The organism is Synechococcus sp. CBW1004 (genome assembly GCF_015840715.1).
GTDB lineage: Bacteria > Cyanobacteriota > Cyanobacteriia > PCC-6307 > Cyanobiaceae > Cyanobium.
Map to the genome: position 1 here is coordinate 1,085,389 of NZ_CP060397.1, position 22,393 is coordinate 1,107,781.

General features: G+C 68.8%; 23 protein-coding genes and 1 pseudogene. 22 read left to right on the forward strand and 2 right to left on the reverse strand.

Annotated elements, in window-relative coordinates; all coding sequences use genetic code 11:
• Positions 1-98: 98 nt before the first annotated feature.
• The 9 genes and pseudogenes from lysA to H8F25_RS05330 all read left to right on the forward strand — a co-directional run bounded on the left by lysA (position 99) and on the right by H8F25_RS05330 (position 9,254).
• A complete protein-coding gene (gene lysA, locus H8F25_RS05285) occupies positions 99-1,505 on the forward strand; it encodes a diaminopimelate decarboxylase (RefSeq protein ID WP_197212305.1) in 1,407 nt (468 codons plus the stop codon).
• A 79-nt stretch (positions 1,506-1,584) separates the two neighbouring features.
• A complete protein-coding gene (cdaA, locus tag H8F25_RS05290; protein ID WP_197212306.1) occupies positions 1,585-2,400 on the forward strand; it encodes a diadenylate cyclase CdaA in 816 nt (271 codons plus the stop codon).
• Positions 2,397-3,173: an isoprenyl transferase gene (locus H8F25_RS05295; protein ID WP_197212307.1), complete on the forward strand. Its 777-nt coding sequence runs from the start codon at positions 2,397-2,399 to the stop codon at positions 3,171-3,173. Before cdaA ends, H8F25_RS05295 begins: the two co-directional genes overlap by 4 nt.
• A 159-nt stretch (positions 3,174-3,332) precedes the next feature.
• Entirely contained in the window at positions 3,333-4,325 is a 993-nt protein-coding gene (gene bioB / locus H8F25_RS05300; RefSeq protein ID WP_370525875.1) for a biotin synthase BioB, read from the forward strand.
• Positions 4,326-4,576: 251 nt separating this feature from the next.
• Positions 4,577-5,485: pseudogene (locus tag H8F25_RS05305) on the forward strand (rhodanese-related sulfurtransferase); the annotation flags it as partial.
• A gap of 56 nt (positions 5,486-5,541) precedes the next feature.
• Positions 5,542-6,624 (forward strand): DUF952 domain-containing protein, encoded by a 1,083-nt coding sequence (locus H8F25_RS05310; protein ID WP_231597136.1) that lies wholly within the window; start codon positions 5,542-5,544, stop codon positions 6,622-6,624.
• A complete protein-coding gene (locus tag H8F25_RS05315) occupies positions 6,621-7,211 on the forward strand; it encodes a hypothetical protein (protein WP_197212309.1) in 591 nt (196 codons plus the stop codon). Before H8F25_RS05310 ends, H8F25_RS05315 begins: the two co-directional genes overlap by 4 nt.
• A 184-nt stretch (positions 7,212-7,395) precedes the next feature.
• The gene (locus H8F25_RS05320; RefSeq protein ID WP_231597137.1) at positions 7,396-8,772 is read left to right on the forward strand and encodes a glycosyltransferase family 2 protein; all 1,377 of its coding nucleotides are present in this window, start codon (positions 7,396-7,398) and stop codon (positions 8,770-8,772) included.
• 95 nt (positions 8,773-8,867) lie between these two features.
• Positions 8,868-9,254, forward strand: coding sequence for a hypothetical protein (locus H8F25_RS05330; RefSeq protein WP_197212310.1), 387 nt, complete (start codon positions 8,868-8,870; stop codon positions 9,252-9,254).
• Between the two features lie 127 nt (positions 9,255-9,381).
• On the opposite strand, the gene H8F25_RS05335 is transcribed toward H8F25_RS05330, so the two are convergent.
• Together H8F25_RS05335 and H8F25_RS05340 are read right to left on the reverse strand one after the other, a co-directional pair.
• Positions 9,382-10,275 (reverse strand): DUF6671 family protein, encoded by an 894-nt coding sequence (locus tag H8F25_RS05335; RefSeq protein ID WP_231597138.1) that lies wholly within the window; start codon positions 10,273-10,275, stop codon positions 9,382-9,384.
• 31 nt (positions 10,276-10,306) lie between these two features.
• Positions 10,307-11,662 carry a cation:proton antiporter gene (locus H8F25_RS05340; protein ID WP_197212311.1) on the reverse strand — a complete coding sequence of 452 codons (1,356 nt, stop codon included), beginning with the start codon at positions 11,660-11,662 and terminating at the stop codon, positions 10,307-10,309.
• Between the two features lie 170 nt (positions 11,663-11,832).
• Here H8F25_RS05340 and H8F25_RS05345 point away from each other — a divergent pair, with 170 nt between their 5' ends.
• The 13 genes from H8F25_RS05345 (at position 11,833) to H8F25_RS05405 (ending at position 21,980) form a co-directional block, all read left to right on the forward strand.
• Positions 11,833-12,207 carry a cation:proton antiporter subunit C gene (locus H8F25_RS05345; RefSeq protein ID WP_197212312.1) on the forward strand — a complete coding sequence of 125 codons (375 nt, stop codon included), beginning with the start codon at positions 11,833-11,835 and terminating at the stop codon, positions 12,205-12,207.
• Positions 12,204-13,694: a proton-conducting transporter membrane subunit gene (locus H8F25_RS05350; protein ID WP_197212313.1), complete on the forward strand. Its 1,491-nt coding sequence runs from the start codon at positions 12,204-12,206 to the stop codon at positions 13,692-13,694. Before H8F25_RS05345 ends, H8F25_RS05350 begins: the two co-directional genes overlap by 4 nt.
• Positions 13,694-14,122, forward strand: coding sequence for a Na+/H+ antiporter subunit E (locus tag H8F25_RS05355; RefSeq protein WP_197212314.1), 429 nt, complete (start codon positions 13,694-13,696; stop codon positions 14,120-14,122). Before H8F25_RS05350 ends, H8F25_RS05355 begins: the two co-directional genes overlap by 1 nt.
• Before the next feature lie 3 nt (positions 14,123-14,125).
• A complete protein-coding gene (locus tag H8F25_RS05360; protein WP_197212315.1) occupies positions 14,126-14,374 on the forward strand; it encodes a hypothetical protein in 249 nt (82 codons plus the stop codon).
• Complete coding sequence (locus H8F25_RS05365; protein ID WP_370525825.1) at positions 14,371-14,718, forward strand: monovalent cation/H(+) antiporter subunit G; 348 nt, start codon at positions 14,371-14,373, stop codon at positions 14,716-14,718. Before H8F25_RS05360 ends, H8F25_RS05365 begins: the two co-directional genes overlap by 4 nt.
• On the forward strand, positions 14,715-15,245 hold the full coding sequence (locus H8F25_RS05370) for a hydrogenase subunit MbhD domain-containing protein (protein WP_197212316.1): 531 nt from the start codon (positions 14,715-14,717) through the stop codon (positions 15,243-15,245). Before H8F25_RS05365 ends, H8F25_RS05370 begins: the two co-directional genes overlap by 4 nt.
• Entirely contained in the window at positions 15,242-15,901 is a 660-nt protein-coding gene (locus tag H8F25_RS05375; protein WP_197212319.1) for an MnhB domain-containing protein, read from the forward strand. The genes H8F25_RS05370 and H8F25_RS05375 overlap by 4 nt, the downstream gene beginning before the upstream one ends.
• Before the next feature lie 67 nt (positions 15,902-15,968).
• On the forward strand, positions 15,969-17,663 hold the full coding sequence (locus H8F25_RS05380; protein ID WP_231597139.1) for a SulP family inorganic anion transporter: 1,695 nt from the start codon (positions 15,969-15,971) through the stop codon (positions 17,661-17,663).
• A gap of 397 nt (positions 17,664-18,060) precedes the next feature.
• A complete protein-coding gene (locus tag H8F25_RS05385; protein WP_197212321.1) occupies positions 18,061-18,636 on the forward strand; it encodes a Crp/Fnr family transcriptional regulator in 576 nt (191 codons plus the stop codon).
• Positions 18,637-18,698: 62 nt separating this feature from the next.
• Complete coding sequence (locus tag H8F25_RS05390; RefSeq protein ID WP_370525826.1) at positions 18,699-19,730, forward strand: sodium-dependent bicarbonate transport family permease; 1,032 nt, start codon at positions 18,699-18,701, stop codon at positions 19,728-19,730.
• A 36-nt stretch (positions 19,731-19,766) separates the two neighbouring features.
• Complete coding sequence (locus H8F25_RS05395; protein ID WP_197212322.1) at positions 19,767-20,081, forward strand: hypothetical protein; 315 nt, start codon at positions 19,767-19,769, stop codon at positions 20,079-20,081.
• A 311-nt stretch (positions 20,082-20,392) separates the two neighbouring features.
• Positions 20,393-20,860: a phosphate-starvation-inducible PsiE family protein gene (locus H8F25_RS05400; RefSeq protein WP_197212324.1), complete on the forward strand. Its 468-nt coding sequence runs from the start codon at positions 20,393-20,395 to the stop codon at positions 20,858-20,860.
• A 202-nt stretch (positions 20,861-21,062) separates the two neighbouring features.
• Positions 21,063-21,980: a sigma-70 family RNA polymerase sigma factor gene (locus H8F25_RS05405; RefSeq protein ID WP_231597140.1), complete on the forward strand. Its 918-nt coding sequence runs from the start codon at positions 21,063-21,065 to the stop codon at positions 21,978-21,980.
• Positions 21,981-22,393 lie beyond the last annotated feature (413 nt).

Genomic DNA, 22,393 nt, shown 5'->3' on the forward strand with positions numbered 1-22,393 from the left:
GGGCTCATCTCCCCGAGGCCGGGACGACGGGAGACGCGCGTCAAGCCGCCGCGGGCGAATCTCTACGATCGCTTCATCTTTTCGGATGCGGCGCTGCCATGGTCCTCTCTCCTGCCCAGCCGGCGCCGGCGGTGGACCGCCCGTTCGAGCCGGATGGCGATCCCCTCAGTCCCAATCGCAACCTGGCGCCGATCACGGCCCGGCTCGATCCCCGCGGCCGCCTCGAGGTGGGCGGCATCGCCCTGAGCGACCTGGCCCAGCGCTACGGCACACCGTTGTATGTGCTCGATGAGGCCACCCTGCGGGCCACCTGCCGCGCCTACCGCGACGCCCTGGAGCGCTTCTACCCCGGCCCGTCGCTGGCTCTGTACGCCTCGAAGGCCCATAGCTCCCTGGCGCTGACGGCCCTGGTGGCCTCCGAGGGGCTCGGCCTCGACGCCGTCTCCGCCGGCGAGCTGCTCACCGCCCTGCAGGGCGGCATGCCCGCGGAGCGGATCGTGCTGCATGGCAACAACAAGTCCCGCGAGGAGCTGGCGCTGGCGATCGACCGGGGCGTCACCGTGGTGGTCGACAACAGCCACGATCTTGAGCTGCTGGCCTCGCTGATGGAGGGCCGCCGGGAGCCGGTGCGCCTGCTGCTGCGCTTCACCCCCGGCATCGAGTGCCATACGCATGAGTACATCCGCACCGGCCATCTCGACAGCAAGTTCGGCTTCGATCCCGACCAGCTGGAGGCGGTGCTGCGGCAGCTGGCGGACTCCCCCTGGGCCCGGCTGGACGGCCTGCACGCCCACATCGGCTCCCAGATCTTCGAGCTGGAGCCCCACCGCGATCTGGCCGGCGTCATGGCCGACGCCCTCGCCCTGGCCCGCTCGCTCGGGCACCCCTGCCGCGATCTCAATGTCGGAGGCGGCCTCGGCATCCGCTACATCGCCGAGGACGATCCCCCCTCGATTCAGGAGTGGGTGCGCACCGTGGCCGAGGCCGTCGCCGGCGCCTGCCGCGAGCGGGGGCTGGAGCTGCCGCGGCTGCTGTGTGAGCCGGGACGCTCGCTGGTGGCCACTGCCGGGGTGACGCTCTATTCGGTCGGCAGCCGCAAGGAGATCGCCGGCCTGCGCACCTACATCTCCATCGACGGCGGCATGAGCGACAACCCGCGGCCGATCACCTATCAGTCGCGCTACACCGCCCTGCTGGCCGACCGCCCACTGGCGACGGGGGAGGAGACCGTCACGGTGGCCGGTAAGCACTGCGAATCCGGCGACGTGCTGCTGCGCGACATCCACCTGCCTGTGACCAGCAGCGGCGAGGTGCTGGCGGTGCTCGCCACCGGCGCCTACAACCTCTCGATGTCCTCGAACTACAACCGCATCCCGCGCCCGGCTGCGGTGCTGGTGCACGACGGACTGGCCGACCTGGTTCAGAAGCGGGAGCTGCCCGAGGATCTGCTGCGCTTCGACCAGTTGCCGGCGCGACTTCAGGCGCAGGACCACCCGGTAACTTGAGGCGGTCCAGTCCCGCTGCACGGGCGGCCTCCGGCGTCCCCCGGCGGGTTCTCCTCGCCGCCTCTCCGCCCCCTTGCCCGTGACCTGGCTGCAGACCCTGGACCTGCGCCCGCTGCTTGATCTGGCCTGCGCCACCGGACTGGGCGTGCTGCTGCTGGGGCGCATCACCGACCGGCGCACCCTCTGGCTGCTGCGGGGCTTTCTGTTCCTGGTGGCCCTGGCCTGGGTGGTGCAGCGCTACGCCGACCTGCCGCTCACCAGCAAGCTGGTCGATGCCCTGGTGCTGGCCTGCAGCCTGGCGCTGGCGATCCTCTGGCAGGGGGAACTGCGCCGGCTGATGGAACTGCTGGGCACCGGCCGCGTCGGCAACCTGTTCGCGGACCGGCGCCGCGATTCGCTGGCCTCCGGATCCGTGAGCATGCTCACCGAGGCTGCGGGTCGCCTGTCGCAGGCCCGCTGCGGCGGCCTGATCGTGCTCGACATCGGCAGTGATCTGCGACCCGAGGACTTCCTCAACCCCGGCATCCGTCTGGACGCCCGCCTGTCGGTGGATCTGCTGCTCAACCTGTTCGCCGCCGACACACCGCTCCATGACGGCGCCGTGCTGGTGCAGGAGAACCGCATCGCCGCCGCCGGCGTGATCCTGCCCCTGTCGCGCCAGGGCCTCAACCGCTACGGCACCCGCCACCTGGCCGCCCTGGGCCTGACCGAACGGCATGCCGGCTGCCTGTGCATCGTCGTCTCCGAAGAGACGGGCACCATCTCCCTGGCGCAGCAGGGGCGGCTCGAGCGGCCGATCACCAGCAGCCGCCTGCACGATCTGCTCACCGCCAGCCTGGCTCCGGGGCCGACTGGTCGTAGCCTGTCGACGGATACGCCGGATTCCCGCGGATGAGTCGCGCCCTGGCGACCACACCCCTCCCCGATCGGCTGCCGCTGCCGCCCCAGCTGGATCCGCAGCGCCTGCCCGCCCATGTGGCGCTGATCATGGATGGCAACGGCCGCTGGGCGCGCCAGCGCGGCCTGCCGCGGGTGATGGGGCATCGGGCCGGTGTCGAGACCCTCAAGCGCACCCTGCGGCTCTGCAGCGACTGGGGCATCGAAGCCCTCACCTGCTACGCCTTCTCCACCGAGAACTGGTCCCGGCCGGGGGAGGAGGTGGCCTTCCTGATGACCCTGTTCGAGCGGGTGCTGGCGCGGGAGCTGGAGGGGCTGATGAAGGAGCAGGTGCGCATCCGCTTCCTGGGCGACCTCGAACAGCTGCCGGAGGGACTTCAGAACCTGATCGCCGATGCGACCGCTCGCACATCCGCCAACGGCGGCATCCATTTCAATGTCTGCACGAACTACGGCGGCCGTCGCGAGCTGGTGCAGGCCGCCCGCCACCTGGCCGAGCGGGCCGCGGCCGGACAGCTGGATCCGGCCGCGATCGACGAGGCGCTGTTCGCCGCCGAACTGCAGACGGCCGGCGAGGGCGATCCCGATCTGCTGATCCGCACCAGCGGCGAGCGGCGCCTCAGCAACTTCCTGCTCTGGCAGCTCGCCTACGCCGAGCTGCACATCACCGACGTGCTCTGGCCCGACTTCGACGAGGCCGCGCTGCTGGCGGCCCTGCTCGATTACCAGGGGCGCCAGCGCCGCTTCGGAGGCGTCGAGGCCGCTCGCTGAGGCCCCCAGGCCCTGACGGCGAACGAAGCCGCCGCTCTCCCCCATCCTTCCGTTCCGACCGTCTTGACCGTCACCTCCGCCAGGCCCGAGCGCAGCGCCCTCACCTCAACCGCCCCGGTTGGAACCGCTGGCGCGCCCCACGGGTCGCTGACGGACCCGCTGGTGGTGCGCCACGACTGGTCGACCGCTGAGATCCAGGCGCTGCTGGAGTTGCCGCTGGTGGAGTTGCTCTGGCGCGCCCAGGCCATGCATCGCCAGGCCAATCCGGGCTATCGGGTGCAGCTGGCGTCGCTGCTCAGCGTCAAGACCGGCGGCTGCGAGGAGGACTGCGCCTACTGCCCCCAGTCAATGCATCACAGCAGTGATGTGACGGGCCGACCGGAGCTGGAGGTGGAACCGGTGCTGGCGCGGGCCCGGGCGGCGAAGGAGGCCGGCGCCCATCGCTTCTGCATGGGCTGGGCCTGGCGTGAGATCCGCGACGGCGCCCCTTTTGAGGCGATGCTGCAGATGGTGCGCGGCGTGCGCGAGCTAGGGATGGAGGCCTGTGTCACCGCCGGCATGCTCACCGACCGCCAGGCCGGGCGGCTGGCGGAGGCGGGCCTCACCGCCTACAACCACAACCTCGACACCAGCCCCGAGCACTACGACCGGATCATCAGCACCCGCACCTACCAGGAGCGCCTCGAGACGCTGGAGCGGGTGCGCCAGGCCGGCATCACGATGTGCTGCGGCGGCATCATCGGCATGGGCGAGAGCCTCACGGACCGGGCCTCGCTGCTGCAGGTGCTGGCCACGATGGAGCCCCACCCCGAGAGCGTGCCGATCAACGCCCTGGTGGCGGTGGAGGGCACGCCCCTGGAGGAGCAGGCGCCGGTGGATCCGCTGGAGCTGGTGCGCATGGTGGCCACCGCCCGCATCCTGATGCCCCACAGCCGCGTGCGCCTCAGCGCCGGACGGGAGGGCATGAACCGCGAGGCCCAGATCCTCTGCCTGCTGGCCGGGGCCGATTCGATCTTCTACGGCGACACCCTGCTCACCACCGGCAATCCCGATGTGGCCGCCGACCGGGAGCTGCTGGCGGCCGCCGGGGTGACGGCCTGGCCGGAGGAGACGGCGGACGCCTGCGCCGGCCCGCGTGAATGCCGGAGCTGAACCCCGCGGGGGTGACGCCCCTACAACAACCCGAGATGACGCCCTTGCCCCAGGAGACGGATGCAGCCCGGGCTGCCACTGCTGAGCCGGCGCCCCGAAGGCACTCCGTAGAGGCCGGCGACGCCGCTGTCGCTGCCACATCGCTCAACCGTCCTGCGGAGCTGGCTCCAGCACTGACGTCTGTCCCGGGTGAAGCAGCGGCCGAGGCAACGCCACCGTTGCGCGTGGCGGCCTTCTACCGCTTCGCCGCCATGGAGGAGCTGGTGCCCCTGCGCCTGGAGTTGCTGGAGCTGGCCGCGACGCAGCGGGTGCAGGGCACGATCCTGCTGGCGGACGAAGGGGTGAACGGCACCATCTGCGGCCCCGACACCGGTGTGATGGCGGTGCTGAGCCGCCTGCGTCGCTGCCCGGGGCTCGAACCGCTGGAGGCGAAGTTCAGCAGGGCGCCGCAGCAGGCGTTCCAGCGGCTGAAGGTGCGGCTCAAGCGCGAGATCGTGACGATGGGCTGCCCGACCGTGAACCCCTCCGAGCAGGTGGGCACCTACGTGCCGCCCGATCGATGGGATGCGCTGATCGACGATCCGGACACGCTGGTGATCGATACGCGCAACCACTACGAGGTGGCGATCGGCTCGTTCCAGGGAGCGATCGATCCCGGCACCGACAGCTTCCGGGAGTTCCCCCAGTGGGTGGAGCGCGAGCTGCGGCCCCTGGTGGCCGAGCGCCGGCCCAGGGCGATCGCGATGTTCTGCACCGGCGGCATCCGCTGCGAGAAGGCCACCGCCTATCTGCTGCAGCAGGGTTTCCGTGACGTGCACCACCTGCACGGCGGCATCCTGCGCTACCTCGAGGAGCATCCCGAAGCGGGCAGCCGCTGGCAGGGCGAATGCTTCGTGTTCGACCAGCGCGTGGCGGTGAACCACCGGCTGGAGCCTGGCGAGCATCGCCTCTGCCATGCCTGTGGCCTGCCCCTGGCGCCGGCCGATCTGAAGCACCCCGGCTACCGCGAAGGGGTGAGCTGCCACCAGTGCCTCGATCGCTTCAGCGACGCCGATCGCGAGCGCTTCGCCGAACGCCAGCGCCAGATCGAGCAGTCCCGAAAGCGGGGCGAGGTGCATGTGGGGGCGGTGATGCCGCAGCGGCCGGTGCGGCCCTGCAGCCACCGGGATGACGCCATGACAGGAGCCCCTCAGCCGGCGGAGGGGGCTTCGGGGCCTTGAACGGTTCCAGGCAGGCCACATCCGGCGGCGCGGCGATCCTCTACAGCTTCCGCCGCTGCCCTTACGCGATCCGGGCGCGACTGGCCCTGGCGGCGGCGGGACTGCAGCCCGGCCTTGATCTGGAGCTGCGCGAGGTGGCCCTGCAAGCCAAGCCTCCGGAGCTGCTGGCGATCTCCGCCAAGGGAACCGTGCCGGTGCTGGTGCTGCGGGATGCCGCTGGGACGCAGGGGACGCCAACTCTGGACACGGCAACGCAAGGCCAAGGGCGGGGCTCGGCGGCCACCGTTCTTGACGAGAGCCTGGCGATCATGCGCTGGGCTCTCGGGCAGCGCGACCCCGAGGGCTGGCTGGCGGGCTGGAGCCCCACCGAAGAGGCCGGCATGGACGCGCTGATCGCCGAGAACGACGGCCCGTTCAAGCACCATCTCGATCACTTCAAGTACGCCGGCCGCTACGGACGTGAGGGGCTGGCCGAGCAGCAGGACCATCGCGAGCGTGGCCTGGCGATCCTGCGGGACTGGAACCGGCGGCTGCAGCCCGGTGGCTGGCTGCTCGGCGATCGCCGATCGCTGGCTGACATCGCCCTGTTGCCGTTCGTGCGCCAGTTCCGGCTGGCCGATCCGGCCGGCTTCGATGCCGAACCGGACCTGGCGCCCCTGAAGACCTGGCTGCAGCGGTTTCTGGCGAGCAAAGCCCTGCTGGCGGTGATGCAGCCCCCCTGGGCGCACCGCGCTCCCTGGCGTTCGCCGGGCTGGCTCTATCACCTCGCCCTGAGCGAGGAGTGGCAGGAGGCACAGGCCGCCGGTGTCTACAGCCGCTCCACCCGTGGCCGTTCGCTGGAGGAGGTGGGCTTCCTCCATGCCAGCCACGCCCACCAGATCGCCGGCACCTACGCGCGCTTCTATGCCGATCTGCCGGCCGGGGCGGTGCGCCTGCTGACGCTCGATCCCGCCCGCCTGGCGGCGGTGGGGCTGGCCGTGATCGAAGAACCGGCTCCCGGCAGCGGCGAGCTGTTTCCGCACCTCTACGGCGCGCTGCCCATCGAGGCGGTGCTGCGCGACGAGCCCTGGCCGCCATGAACACGCCGGGCCTGCTGGAGCTGGAAGCAGAGGCCCGGCGGCGCGGCCTGCTGCTGCGCCTGCAGGTGGTGCGGCCGCTGGGATTGTTCTGGAGCCTGCGAATCGGCGTGGCCGAGAGGCGCTCCGGCGGCGAACCGACCGCAGAGGCAATGTCTGAGACGAGCGCCCAGGCGCAGCGCCCGCAGGGCGTCGGCAGCGGCGAGCGGCTGGTGCTGCTGGGCGACCTGAAGGCCTGGGCTCTGCCGAGCCCCGACGGCCTTCGCATCGACTCCCTGGAGGTGGCCGGCCGCGAGCAGGGCGAACGCGACCGCGGCGTCGGCCCGCTGATCACGGCTGCCTGCTTCGCCTGGGCGCTGGAGGCCACCCCCTGCCGCAGCGCCCGCTTCCTGGCGATCCGCGACGATGCCCGCCAGCACCGGCGCCTGGTGCGCTATTTCCAGAGGCTCGGCTTCGAACCGGTGCGGGAGCTGGGGGCCGCCGCCTGGGATCTGCCGGCACGCACGGTGTGGGGTGGAGCGGGCCTGCTGATGCGGGGCGACTGTCACGAGGTGCTGCGGCGCTGCGGCCGGCGGCTGGAGCTGGTCTGAACGCCCGGCCAGGGGGGGCCAAGACCCACCCGATCGGCGTATCCACCGGCGGCGGTGCGGCGGGCGGCCTCCGCAGCGTGAGATCCATGGGAAGGCGCAGAAAGCAGGCGACCTGACGCCATCGCAAGGGCATTCCCCCTGAGCCGACGGGCGATCCTGGTGCCTGTCAGCGACGCCGAGCGCCATGCCCCCCACGCCGCTGCTGCTCGCCGCCGCCGCTCTCTCCCTGGCCTTGATGGCGGATCTGGGGCTGGCGATTCTGCTGGGCGGCCTGGCGCGGGTGTTCGCCCGGGCACCGCGGTTGCGACAGGGGGCCGACGCCGTGGAGCACACCTCCCTGACGGTGGTGATCCCCGCCTTCAACGAAGCGGTCAACATCGAGGCCTGCCTGGCCAGCGTGCTGGGCTGTGATCCGCCGTGCGCCGACTGGCGGGTGCTGGTGGTGGATGACCGCTCCACCGACGCCACCGCCGCGCTGGCTGCCGCCACCGCCGAGCGACTGGGTAGCCCTCCGGGCCGCTTCGCCCTGCTGGACGCCGGTGCCCGGCCGGCTGGGCAGCGCTGGGTGGGCAAGAACTGGGCCTGCAGCCGGGCCATGGAGCAGGTGAGCAGCGACTGGGTGCTGTTCCTCGACGCCGACGTGCGCCTGGCGCCCGCGACCCTGCGGCGGGCCCTGGGCCAGGCAGTGGAGGAGCAGGCCGATCTGTTCAGCCTGGCGCCACGGCTCTGCTGCGGCTGTCTGGCCGAATGGATGGTGCAGCCGATCATGGCCAGCCTGCTGGGGCTGGGCTTTCCGATCGAAGCCGCCAACGACCCCGCCGATCCCACCGCCTTCGCCGCCGGGCCGTTCATGCTGTTCCGGCGCAGTGCCTATGACGCGATCGGCGGCCACCGCGCCCTGGCCGGCGAGGTGGTGGAAGACCTGGCCCTGGCACGGCGGATCAAGGGCGGCGGCCTGCGGCTGCGCTACCTGCTCGGCGTCGATGCGGTGGATCTGCGCATGTACAGCGATTTCGCCGCCCTGTGGGAGGGCTGGAGCAAGAACTGGTTCGCGGGGCTCGATCGCAGCGTCGCCAGGGCCCTGGGCGCCTCGGCCGTGGTGCTGCTGCTGTTCAGCGGCCCCTGGCTGCTCGCGGGGACAGCCGGCACAGGCCTGCTGTGGCAGCGGTTCGCCGGGCCCACCGCGCTCGACCCCGTCCCATCACCCGGCTTCCCGGCGGCGGCCACGGGGATGGGCGACGCGCTGCACACGCTGCTGCGCCATGGGCCGCGGCTGCCCGCGTGGCTGCTGCACGGCGCGTCAGGTCTTGAGGCCACGCTCCAGAGCTCTGCGGCCACCGCGACGCTGCTGCTGCGCCTGACCCTGGCGGCCGCCCTGCTCGGCATCGGCCTGCAGCTGGCCCTGCGGCTGTGGACCCGCCAGCGCTTCCAGGTGCCGCTCACCCTCTGGTGGCTGATGGGGGCCGGCGGCCTGGTGGTGGCGGCCCTGGGTCCCACGTCGGTGTGGCGCTCTCTCACCGGCCGCGGCTGGACCTGGAAGGGACGCTCACTGGCGGGCTGAGCCATCAGGAGGGAGCACTTTCCATCCATTGGCGACCAGGGGCTATCGCCGCTGGCAGCCGATCCGCGAGGGTGGACGCACCCCGCGCGTGCACCATGGCCGACACCCCCTATCTGGTTGCCCTCGCGGTGGTGGAACTCAACGGGCGCCGGGCCCTGCCCCTGGGCGGTCAATCCTGGGCGGCAGCCCAGGCGGAGACGGAACCGGGCGAGCTGGGCCGCTCCCTGGCCCTGGATCTGCTGCTGCGGCTGCTGCAGCGCAGCGAGGAGGGTGCGCTGCGGCGCCTGGCGGGCGATGACAGCCTGCTGCTGCTCGAAATGCCGCTCGAACAGATGAGTGAACGCCTGCCCCAGCTAAAGGCGACCTGGCTGGCCGGCGGCGACACCGACACCCTGCTGAACGACCTGCGCGCCCTCGCCGGCCGGCGCTGGCGGGTGACCACCGCCAAGTACGACGGGGTGAGCCTCAGCCCCCTGTCCTGAAGCCCGCCGCAACGGCTGCCGGATCAGCGCCAGCCCCACCACTCACCCCCCCCACCAGTCAAGGCACAGCCGGTCAAGGCACAGCCGGTCAAGGCACAGCCGATCAGACGCAGCAGTGCGGGGAGCTTCAGGGATTGCAGTGGGGGCAATGGCCGGGATCGGCCTGGCGCAGCCCATCGCGACGCGGCAGCTCCCGGCGCTCGTCGCAGCGCACGCAGCCATGGATCTCGGCGCGCGTCAGCGTCGTGGGCAGGCCGCACCAGCCGCAGGGAAGCCCGGGCTCGCTGGCGATCAGACCCCAGCCGGGGGCCTGGCAGCTCGGGCAGGCCGTGGCGATCCGCCGCACGAGCCGGAAGCTGAGCTGGCGGATGCTGGCCATGCGGGTGGGGTTGCAGTGGGCTCGCATGTCGGTTTCGAGCTGCACCTGCCCACTGGGCGCCGCCGCCGCTGCCGCCGCGATGGCCGCCCACAGGGCCTGGCGCTGATGGATGCCCTTGTGGATCGCCGCAGAGTCCGGGGCGATGGCACCCAGCGGGCGGACGATCAGGGCGTGGCTGGGAAATCCCACAGCGCTCAGCCAGCGCTGCAGCTCGGCACTGCCGGCCTCGCTCTCCAGTGATGCCGCCTTCAGCCGCCGCTGGGCGAAGTTGGTGCGGCGGGCCTGCAGCTGCTCGTGGATGGTGATCCCGCGCTGCTGGTCAAGGAACACCATCACCTCCATCCCCACCGGCAGCAACGGCACCGCCGGGTGGGGGCCGAAGCTGCCCTCGCTGGCGATCGCCAGGCCCGTGCCGCCATGGGCCAGAGCCAGCTCGGCCTTGGCGATGCAGGCCTCGAGGGCCGTGCCTTGCCGCGCCACCGTGCCGCAGAAGCTGCCCAGCTGATCGGTGTCGAGCTCCGGCAGGTGCAGGAGCCGAGCACCCAGACCGTGGCGCAGGGCCCGGCCGATCACCCGTTGCTTGCCGTGGCGGGTGGCCAGGGCGACGGGCCTGTCGGCGTAGGGACGGGAGGACTGCACCACGACACTCGGCGGACAGAGGCGGCCCTGGGGCTCAGGCGCTGGGCTGAACCGCCTCGGCGCCAGGGGTGCCGGCCTCAGAGGGAATCACCAGGCGCAGGAGAATCGGCGCCAGGAAGGTGGTGCCGATCACCATCAGCAGGATCGCCGCCTCCAGGGAAGGGCTGAGGATGCCGGCCTGACGGCCCAGGCCCAGGAAGATCAGGCCCACCTCGCCACGGGGCATCATCCCCAGGCCCACCACCAGACGGTTGGTGGGTTCCTTGCTGACGTAGCTCCAGCCGGCGGCGATCTTGCCGATGATCGAGGCCACCAGCAGGAAGGCCGCCACGATCAGGCCCTCCCGGTTGGCGGGGTCGAACGGATTGAGCACCGACAGATCCATGCCGGTGCCGATCAGCACGAAGAAGACGGTGGCGAACAGGGCCACCAGCGGCTTGACGGCGGCGTCGATGTCATGGGTGTGCTTGGAGGCGCTGAGGATCAGGCCGGCTGCGAAGGCGCCGAGGGCGGCCTCCAGGCCGATCGCCTGGGCGGCGAAGCAGCAGAGGGTGAGCACCACGAAGCTGGCCACGGCCACATCGCCGGGCGCCTTGAGCCGGTCCACCACCCAGTCGAAGGCGGGTGCCGCGGTGCGGCTGAGGAACAGGGCCACCGCCACGAAGGCCACGGCCGCCAGGCAGAGCTTCACCACCGGTCCGACGCTGAAGGCGCCACCGCCGACCACGGCCACCACCACCGCCAGGATGACGATGCCGAGAATGTCATCGAGCACGGCGGCACCGATCACGATCTGGCCCTCGCTGCGCTTGAGCCACTTGAGCTCCCCGAAGACGCTGGCGGTGATGCCGATCGAGGTGGCCGTCATCGCCGCGCCGGCGAACACCGCCGGGATCAGCGGCACATGGAACAGGTAGTAGAGCCCGGCCGTGCCGAGGGCGAACGGCAGCACCACACCGGTCACCGCCACCGTTCCGGCCTGAACGCCGACGGCCACCAGCTCATCGAGCTCGCTCTCCAGACCGGTGAGGAACAACAAGGCGAACAGGCCGAGCTGCGACACGGTCTGCAGGCTCGGGAAGGTCTCGTCGTACACGTGCCGCACCGCCTCGGGCGTGATGTCCGAGAGCGTGGCCACCAGGCCGGAGGCGGCGGCGCTCAGCTCCGCCTGGGCGCCGGGCGGCACGATCAGATGCAGACCGGAGACACCGATCAGCACACCGGCCACCAGTTCACCGAGGATCGTCGGCAGCTGCAGGCGCACCATCAGCTCGGCAATCGCCCGGGCGGCGATGAAGATCACCAGGAAGCGACCGACCTGGATCAGGGTTTCGGCCGTTTCCAGTTGATGGGAGCTGAACTCCATCAGCAAGGGTGGGAGGGGAGGCATCAGAAGCCTGAAAAGGTCACGGGGTTATAGGGATCCGGCCGGGTGATGTGGGGCCGTGCGGCTCAGGGGCTGGCGCGTGGGCCTGAGGAGGACGCGTCGGAGCGGGTTTCCGCCCGGGATACTGCATGGACCGCTACTGTCCGGCCGACCTCCGCAACGCGGACTGGCCCATGGCTGCGATCCGACTGCTGGAGCTGCTGATCCTTCTGGCCGCCCTGGCCGGCTTCACGGGACTGTTGCTGCGACGCAACCTGTTTCTCAAGGTGCTGGCCATGGATGTGACCGGCAGCGCCGTGGTGGCGCTGTTCGTGTTGCTGGGCGCCCGCTCCGGCCTGCGCACACCGATTCTGTCGCGCCTCGCCAACCCGGCCGATCCCGGCCTGGCGGGCGCCGATCTGGCCGATCCGATCCCCCAGGCCGTGATCCTGACCGCCATCGTCATCGGCCTGTCCATCCAGGCGCTGCTGCTGGTGGTGATCACCCAGTTGGCCCGCATCGACCCCAGCCTTGATGCGTCCAGCTTCGACCCACCCGATCGCCCATGAGCGACGCCTGGAGCCCAGGCAGCCCCCAGCTGGTGATCTGGCTGCTGGCGCCCTACCTCGCCGCCTTCACGGTGGCGCTGCTGCCGGCGCTGAGCGCCCCGCTGATTCTTCTGTGCGGGCTGGCCACCGCGCTGCTCGGGGGCTGGCTTCTGCTGGGGGGCAGCGGCCTGCAGCTGCTCCTGCTGGGACGGTACGGGGTCAGTCTCAGCGTCGATGGCCTCGCCTGCTGGTTCCTGCTGCTGGGCGGGCTGGTGTGCCTGGCGGTGTGGATGGAGGGCCGCCGGCAGGGCTGGGAGCGCACCGGCTGGCTGCTGCTGCTGGTGCTGCTGGGGGCCCTCAACACCAGCTTCCTCACCACCGATCTGGTGAGCCTCTACGTGAGCCTGGAGGTGGTCGCGATCAGTGCCTTCCTGCTGATCCTCAAGGGCCGAAGCGCCCGGGCTGACTGGATCGCCCTGCGCTATCTCCTGATCAGCAACACCGCCATGGGGCTGTATCTGATCGGTGCGGCCCTGGTGTACTCCCAGAGCGGCAGCTTCCAGTTCACCGCCCTCGCGGCCCTGCCACCAGGGGCACCCCTGGCCCTGGTGCTGGTGGGACTGCTCACCAAATCCGGCGTGTTCCTCAACGGGCTGTGGCTGCCGCGCACCCATGCGGAGGCCCCCGCCGAAGTGTCGGCTCTGCTGTCGGGCGTGGTGGTCAGTGCCGGCGCCCTGCCCTTGCTGCGGCTGGAGCAGCTCAGCCCCAGCGTGACCGCACTGCTCACCCCGATCGCCCTGGCCAGCGCCGCGCTGGGGGTGACGTACGCCCTGGTCGTCGACGATGCCAAGCGCCTGCTGGCCTGGAGCACCCTGGCGCAGATGGGGCTGGTGATCCTCTCCCCCGCGGCCGGCGGCGCGATGGCGCTCAGTCACGGCCTGGCCAAGGCGGGGCTCTTTCTCACCGCCCGCCACTGGCCGAGCCGCTCGCTGCAGGGCTGGTCAAGCAGGCCCCTGGCCTGGAGCCTGCAGCTGCCGCTGTGGCTGGGTGCCCTCTCGATCGCCGGTGTGGCACCGATGCTCGGCTTCTCCGCCAAGAAACAGCTGGAGACGGCCCTGAGCCCACCGCTGGCCTGGGCCGTGCTGCTGCTCTCGATCGGCAGCGTGGCCCTCTACACGCGTCTCTGCCGGGCGCCCTGGGACCTGACACCGCGCGCACCGTTGTCCTGGGGAGCCCTGCTGCTCAGCCTGCCGCTGCTGATCGCCGGAGTGGCCTTCAGCGCAGGACGCGTCACGGTCGATGGCCTGGTGAAGACCTTCACCGTGCTGCTCCTCGGCGTGGCCCTCGATCAGGCCCTCGAGCGGCTGCGCTGGCGCGAGAGGATGGCCCTGCCCCAGCTGGATCGCCTCCCCGACCTGCTGGGCGGCCTGGGACTGATCGGGGCCGGCCTGGTGGTGGCGATGCACAGCGGCAGATTCAGCCCCCTGCTGGCAGGGGGAGCGCTCTGATGGGGTTTCTGCTCAGTTGCCTGCTGCGGCTCCTGCTCTGGGGTCTGCTCACGGCCGACACCAGTGCCATCAACCTGCTGATCGGCCTGGCGCTGGCCCTCCTGCTGCCCCACGCCCAGGGACCGCGTCAACCGCTGGCCCCCCTGCTCAAGGCCCTCTGGCGCGCCCTGATGGCCATTCCCCTCGCCTACGGGGAGGCGCTGGCCCTGATCGGCGGCAGCGGCGAGGAGCAGGAGCGCTGGCTGGAGCAGCCGGCCAGCCCGCCGAGCCAGCGGCTGGTGATCTTCCTGGAGGTGCTGGCGATCACGCTCACGCCCTTCACGCTCGTGCTCGGCCTGAGCCGGGTGGAGGGCCGGTCGGTCTACCGCATCCACCAGCTGCGGCCGCAGCCGCGCCCGCCGCGACCCACCCCATCCATGGAGGACTGAGCCATGACCGTGTTGATCTGGGGAATGCTGCTGGCCCTGCTGATTCCGATCGCCGTGGTGTGCCGCCCCTGCAGCGTCTGGGACCGGATGGCGGCCTTCAGCAGCATCGCCTCGAAGGTGGCGCTGATCATGATGGTGGTGGGCGTGCTGCGCAACGACTGGATGCTGGGGCTGGTGGGGGCGATCAGCCTCAGCGCCGGCAATTCGGGGATGTTGCTGCTCGCCAACCTGCTGCGGGAGGTCGAGCGATGACCGCCCATCTGCAGGTCATGCAGCCTGTCATCGGCCACCTCAGCCTGCTGCTGCTGGCGGCAGGACTGCTGCTCTGGTTCTGGGGAACCTGGCCCCTGCTGGAGAGCGGCAGCTATCTCGGCAAGCTGCACAAGCTCTCGGTGGCCGACACCCTCGGCTCCACCCTGATGCTGCTGGGTCTGTTGCTACGGATCCCGGGGCAGTGGCCGCTGCTCTGCCTGGCGCTGCTGGGCCTGATGGTGTGGAACACCATTTTCGGCTACATGCTGGCGCGCTGTTCGCTCCCACCGCGGGGCGAGCCGTCAGCCGGCGTGCCCCTGTCCTCCCCAACCCTGCGTCGATGAACGAGGTGCTCCTCAACCCTGCGCTCAGCCTCGGCGGCGAACTCGATCTGCTGCTGCCGATCACGGCGCTGCTGCCGCTCACGGCGGTGCTGCTGGTGAGCCAGAGCAACCCTTATCAGACGCTCGTGCTGCGCGGCATCCTCGGCTCGGTGGCCACCCTGCTCTACGCGCTGCTCGGGGCGCCGGATGTGGCGATCACCGAGGCCCTGGTGGGCACGCTGCTCTCCACAACCCTGTATGCCGTGGCGCTGCGCTCCTCGATGGCGCTGCGGCTGGAGGACCGCCGCAGCGGCCCCGATCCGCAACCGGTGGAACGGCTCTGTCAATGGATCTCCCCCCTGCATCTGCGCCTGCGACTCGTGGAGGCCGGCGCCGACCGGGACCGCTGCCACGGATGGCTGGAGGATGGCGGGCGTCTGGTGCTGCGCCAGCGGGCGCTGCTGGAGCGGCTGCAGCGGTGCCCCGGCTATGGCCCCTGGCGTGACGCGGGCGGTGCGGTCCTGCTCGATCCGGAGATGGCGCCATGACCTGGCTGTATCTGCTGGCGGCCATCGCCCTGTTCGCCGCGCCGCTGGCCAGCCCGCTGCCGAGCGCGGCGGCCGTTCAGGAGCTGATCCGCACGCTGGCCGAGCAGACCCAGGTGCCCAACCTGGTCTCCGGCGTGATCCTGCACACCCGCCTGTTCGACACGGTGGCGGAAGTGGTGGTGTTCACCCTGGCGGCGACCGGTGTCCGCCTGGTGCTGGCCGGGCAACCCGGGCGCCAGAGGATCCGCGGTCTCGAGGACCCTCCCTCCCAGGTGCTGTGCGAACTCGGCTCCACGATCGCGGCGCTGGTGGCGGTGGAACTGGCCCTGCGCGGCCATCTGAGCCCCGGCGGCGGCTTCGCGGCCGGGGTGGCCGGCGGCACCGCGATCGGACTGCAGCTGATCAGCGGCGGCGCCGAACGCAGCGAGCGGCTGTTCGTGCGTTACCGCGCCGACCTGCTGGAGAAGGCGGCGGTGCTCGGCTTTCTGCTGGTGGCGCTGCTGGCCCTGCTGGGGATGTCCCCGGAAGGGGGCCGTTTCGGCGATCTGCTCAGCGGCGGCTGGATTCCGCTGCTCAACCTGCTGGTGGCCCTGAAGGTGACGCTGGGATCCTGGTCGATGGTGCAGCGGCTGGTGCGTCACTGCGGCCTGCTCTGAAGGCCGGCCACCAACCCAGGTTCGCAGCGCACCGCCTAAGGTTCCGCGCCAACCTTCGCCTGTAGCGATGACAACCGCATCGGCGCCGCCGCGGCGCCCGCGACTGCGGCTGCTGAACCACATCAGCACCAACAACATCAAGGGGGATCTCTTCGGCGGGGTCACGGCCGCCATCGTGGCCCTGCCCCTGGCCCTGGCCTTTGGTGTGGCCTCCGGAGCGGGTGCCGCCGCCGGTCTGTGGGGCGCCGTGCTGGTCGGCCTGTTCGCCGCTGTGTTCGGCGGGACCCCCACCCTGATCTCGGAACCCACCGGTCCGATGACGGTGGTGATGACGGCCGTGATCGCCAGCCTGACGGCCCGCCACCCGGAGAACGGGCTGGCGATGGCCTTCACGGTGGTGATGCTGGCTGGGGTGTTTCAGATCCTGTTCGGCCTGCTGAAGCTGGGCCGCTACATCACCCAGATGCCGTATACGGTGATCTCGGGCTTCATGAGCGGGATCGGCTTCATCCTGGTGATCCTGCAGATCGGCCCGTTCCTGGGACAGGCGATTCCCAAGGGCGGGGTGATGGGCACCCTCAGCGCCCTCCCCCAGCTGCTGGGCAATGCCCGGCCCACCGAGGTGCTCCTGGCGCTGATCACGCTGGCGATTCTCTGGCTCACCCCAGCGAAGGTGAAGAAAATCGCCCCACCCCAGCTGATCGCCCTGGTGATCGGCACGGTGCTGTCGCTCACCCTCCTCAGCGGCGGCGGTGAGGGTGGCGAGGGCATCCGCCGGATCGGCGAGATCGCCTCAGGGTTCCCGAAACTGCAGATTCCCACCTTCGAGGTGAGCGAACTGCGCCTGATGTTCATCGACGCCGCCGTCCTTGGCATGCTCGGTTGCATCGACGCTCTGCTGACGGCTGTGATCGCCGACAGCATCACCCGAACGGAGCACGACTCCAACAAGGAACTGATCGGTCAGGGCCTCGGCAACCTCGTGTCCGGCCTGTTCGGTGGCATCGCCGGTGCAGGCGCCACGATGGGCACGGTGGTGAACATCCAGGCGGGGGGCCGCAGCGCCCTCTCGGGCATCAGCCGGGCGCTGATCCTGATGGTGGTCATCCTGGCCGGCGGCCGGCTGGCGGCCCAGATTCCCCAGGCCGTGCTTGCCGGCATCGCCCTGAAGGTGGGTGTCGACATCGTCGACTGGGGCTTCATCAGGCGCGCCCACCGCATCTCGATCAGCGGCGCGGTGATCATGTATCTGGTGATCGCCCTAACGGTGCTGGTGGATCTGATCGTGGCGGTGGGTGTGGGTGTGTTCATCGCCAACATCCTCACCATCGACAAGATGAGCGCTCTGCAGAGCCGATCGGTGAAATCGGTGAGCACCGGCGATGGCGACCTGATGATTCCCGATGAAGAGAAGCAGATGCTGGATCAGGGCAAGGGTCAGGTGCTGCTCTTCCAGCTCAATGGCGCCATGATCTTCGGGGTGGCCAAGGCGATCGGCCGCGAACACAATGCCATCACCGATTGCAAGGCGGTGATCTTCGACCTTTCGGAGGTCTCACACCTTGGCGTCACCGCGGCCCTGGCCGTGGAGAACGCCGTCGAGGAGGCGATCGAGAAGGGTCGCCAGGTGTTTGTGGTGGGGGCCACCGGCACCACCCAGCGCCGACTCGAGAAGCTCGGCCTCTACAGCAAGCTGCCGGCGGAGCGCATCAACCTCAGCCGCCGCGATGCCCTCGAGCAGGCGGTCGCTGGCCTGGCCTGACAGTCCCGCCAGGGGGAGCGGCAGCCTGACGGCCGCAGCATCGCATCCCTGAACTCCCTGCCTCAGCTTCAGAGCGCAAGCCCCGGCCCAGCCGGGGCTTTTTTCATGCGTGCGTCCGGGACGGGTCACAGCGACAACCCAGGCACCGGCGGAAGAGACCAGAAGGGATCGATGAAAACCCATGACCTGAATCGGCGGAATTCAAGTTGCGCAGGAACATCAGGGTGTCGCCTGGGAACATCAGCAAAAGCAGGCAGTCAGAAACCCTTATTGACACCATTGGAGCTGCTGCCTGATCATCGCCCCAACACGATTGCGGCACAACCTACATTTCAGCCTCGACAGTTGAGGGTGTCTCTCGAGACCGTCAGTTCTCCCTCCATTGCATGGACCAGGAATGCAGGCAATGATGTCGGAACATCGTTTACAGCTGGCACTTGAGGTCGGGCAGGCATTGCCTGTGCACACGTTTTGGCGTGTGCATGATGGCGTTGTGCGAGCAACAGGCTGGAGTCATCGCGCCGATGTCTACACCCTGGGCATCTGGGGCCCCGGAGACATTGTGATTCCGGACCTGCTCAGCCAGAAGCCGATGGAACTTCGCGCCCTGTCAGGGGTGATGGTGCATGAATGGGTTCCCCAGCCCGATGAATGGCAGGCCTTCTCCTCCACACATAGTCAGCAGATGGGCGTGCTGCTGGAACTGACCCGCATTCGCCCGGCCGAAGCACGGTTGTTTCATCTCCTGATCTGGCTCAGCGAACGCTTCGGCTGCCAGAGCGAACAAGGCCGCTCGCTTCCACTGGAAGCCATGAATCTCACCCACCGTCAACTGGCGGAGATGGCCAGCGTGTCGCGCGTCACGGTGACCAAAGCCCTCGGCCACTTCCGGCAGCAGGGATGGCTGCAGCGAATCGGAGGACAAGAGCTGCTGACACACGACGGCATCGCCCTGCAGCAGAGATTCAGCTGAGCCGATGGCATACACCGATCAGAGAAGCAGGGATCCGCCGCAGCTCACGCCACGCCGTCGCCTTGATTTCGCCTTTCTTCATCAAGATAAAGCCAGTGTCTGAATTCATCACGCTGTTGATCAAGCAGCTCCAGTCACCAACCCTGGGTTTTCTGATCGGTGGCATTGTTGTGGCCTCCTTCGGCAGCCAGCTTGCCATCCCCGATTCGATCTACAAGTTCATCACGTTCTTCCTGCTGCTGAAAATCGGTCTCAGTGGTGGAATCGCGATTCGGAACTCCAATTTCTCCGAAATCTTTCTGCCGGCGCTCGCCGCCGTGGCACTTGGCATCTTGATCGTTCTGATCAGCCGGTACACCCTGGCGAAGCTGCCAGGCATCAAGGTGCCGGATGCCGTGGCCACGGGCGGATTGTTCGGCGCCGTCAGTGGTTCCACTCTCGCGGCGGTGCTGCCGCAGCTGGATTCCGCCAAGGTTCCCTATGAGGCCTGGACAGCTGCGCTGTATCCCTTCATGGACATTCCGGCCCTGGTCACGGCAATTGTCGTCGCCAGCCTCTACATCAGCAAGCGGAGCGGCCATGCCAGCGACACAGTCGAAATCTGGCCGATCGTGAAGGACAGCCTGCAGAGCTCGGCCGTGACAGCACTGCTGCTGGGTGTTGCCCTCGGCATTGCCACCAAACCAGAGCCTGTCTACGAGAGCTTCTTCAACCCACTCTTCCGTGGCTTCCTCTCCATCCTGATGATCATCATGGGGATGGAGGCCGCTCAACGCATGAACGAGCTGCGCAAGGTGGCCCAGTGGTTTGCGATCTACGCCTTCATCGCCCCCATCCTGCATGGCTTCCTGGCCTTCGGCCTTGGTCTCCTGATCCACAGGATCACCGGCTTCAGCATCGGTGGCGCCGTAGTGCTGGCCGTGATCGCCGCCTCCAGCTCGGACATCTCGGAACCGCCGACCCTGCGGGCCGGCATTCCATCGGCGAATCCCTCGGCCTACATCGGTGCGTCCACCGCCATCGGCACCCCTGTGGCGATCGCCATCTGCATCCCCCTCTTCATCGGAATCGCCGAGATGATGCTCGGTCGATAATCTTAAAGTCAGAACATCTCTTCAGAGGAATGAGTCATGAGTCAACAGGTCTGGAAACTGGTGATTGTTGCAGAGGAAATCCTCTCCAAGAAACTGATCAAGCTCATCAAGGAGGCCGGCGCCACCGGCTACACCGTGATGGCAGCCGGCGGAGAAGGCAACCGCAATGTGCGCTCCACCGAGGAACCAAGTGTCTCCCACACACTGTCGAACATCAAAATCGAGGTCCTCACCGGCACCCGCGAGCTGGCCGATCGGATCACCCATCACATCGAAACCAAATACTATGCGGATTACTCGATCATCACCTACATCTCTCAGGTCGAGGCCCTGCGGGACCACAAGTTCTGAGCCACAGCCCTTGCAACGCTGCTCTCCGGGCGGCTGACATTCGGGATCTCAGGAGTTGTCCTGGGATCCCATTTTTTTTGTGATGCCCCCCCGGTTCAGATGGCGTTCACGGATGCGTGAACACGGTCCCTGGCTGGATCATGCCCCCCATCCTCGAGAGAGAGGCTTAGAATCGCCGCCTCGGTGCTTGCAGACCGGCCCCGGGGCCAGCGCCAGTCCGAGAGTGATCAGGGTGGTGGATGGAGATGTGGCTCCTGATTCAGGACCCATCCATCCCGGCCCCAGTCGCTTGGAATTTCTTCTCCTGAGCCATGGACCTGTTCAGCGACAAGCGCTTTCTTGGCGCCATCCACAGCTACGAGCGGCAGCTCGCCAAGATTCTCGCCCTGTTGCTGGCGGTGGTCATCGGCTTTGCAACGGTCGAACTCCTGCTGCAGTCGGGGGTCAAGATCGTGCAGTGGCAGACCGACTGGTTTGACGGGAGTCTGATCAAATTGCTCGATCGGCTGCTGCTGATCTTCATTGCCCTTGAGGTGTTGCAGAACGTGACCGCCTACCTGCGCGATCAGGTGGTTCAGATCGAACTGGTGTTATTGACCGCCCTCACTGCCGTGGCGCGGAAAGTGATCGTGCTGCCGCCAGGAACCGACAACAAGGCCCCCCTGATGGGCGGATTCGGGTTGATCGTGGTGGGACTCGCTGCCGCCTACTGGCTGATCCGTCAGGCAGGACAGGGTGCCAATCGGCCCCAGGATTCGAACAGCAATCCATCCGAGTGATCCATAGCCATCAGCGACCGAATCCCGCCATTGATCAGCAGGGCTGATCAGGACGATTCGAGCTGCTGAGCCTGAACGGGGGGTCTGGGCACCCACGCCCCGATCTCAGTCATTAACGTTCGCCGACCCTCTCCACCAACCCCCTCCAATGCCTGCGCCACAGAAGCGCCCTTCGGGCCGCTGCGACGCACTGAGCCTGCACATGCGTGCCATTGCTCGGATCCCCCTGCTCACAGCCTGTGAGGAGATTTCCCTGGCACGCGAGGTGCAGAGGGGTCGGCAATTGCTGGAGGTGAAGGAAGAGATGACCCTGCGCTCCGGCGGATCCATCCCGAGCCTGGACGCCTGGGCACTGGAAACCGGCATGACCATCCGCGAGCTGCAGCGCTGTCTGTATCGGGCCGAACGGGCACGCAGCCGCATGGTGGTGGCCAACCTGCGTCTGGTGATCAGCATGGCGAAGCGCTACCAGCACCGGCCGGGAGATCTGGAGGATCTGATTCAGGATGGAACCATCGGTCTGATCCGGGCAGTCGAGCGGTTCGACCCCAGCCGCGGCTACCGCTTCTCCACCTACGCCACCTGGTGGATCCGCGATGGCATCGGCAGCGCCCTGATCAACCGCGGGCGCACGATCCGCCTTCCCTCCACGATGGTGGACCAGCTGCACCGGCTGCGACAGTGCCAGCAGAGTCTCGGTCAGACGCTGGGCCGTGATCCCAGCCTGGGCGAGCTGGCGGAGGCCACGGGACTGAAAGCTCTCGACATCCGGGAGGTCCTGTTCCGCGCCCAGGAGCCGCTCAGCCTCGACGCCCAGCAGGGCGCCGGCAGTGAGCTGCGCCTGGTCGAAACCCTGGCCTGCCGCCGCACCGATCCCCATGACCAGGTCACCACGACCCTGATGCAGCAGGACATCGAGCGATTGCTGGATGATCTCCCCGCGGCGGAAGCCACCCTGCTGCGCTTCCGCTATGGCCTCACCGCCGAGGCCCCGCTGAGCCTGAGCGCCACGGCAAGGCGGATGGGCATCACCCGCGACACCGCCCGCGGACTCGAGCGCCGGGCCAATGCCGCGATCCGGCAGCTGTCCCAGGGCTTCGTCGACTACCTGGAGGCCTGAGCGCCTCCTCGGGGTGGGCGGGCCGATGCACGAACCACTCGCTGCCACCCAGACGCGGGGGACGCCGACAGAGGCGGTGGAGCCCATGGCCCGGACACCCGCCGCGTTGCTGCCGGCAGCGGCCGTCCGGGCTCTCATCACTGTGGCGCCTGGCGGCTGTGTGGACACAGTCCCCGTGGCAACCCGGTGGACGCGGGCTGAAAGGCGCCAGGTTGATCGTGCCGCTTCCGTCACGGGTTCAGGGAGCAGGAGGAAAAGCGAGGAGCAGAAAAGAATCCGCTGCGATGCCTCGCAGCGGATCCAGATCTCCAGGAACAGACATGCAAGCAGGAATGAAAAGGATGTGGACCAAAACAGCACACCTGCGCATGTTGTCGCGACAACCAGAAACGAATTCCGTCTGTTCTCTCAGG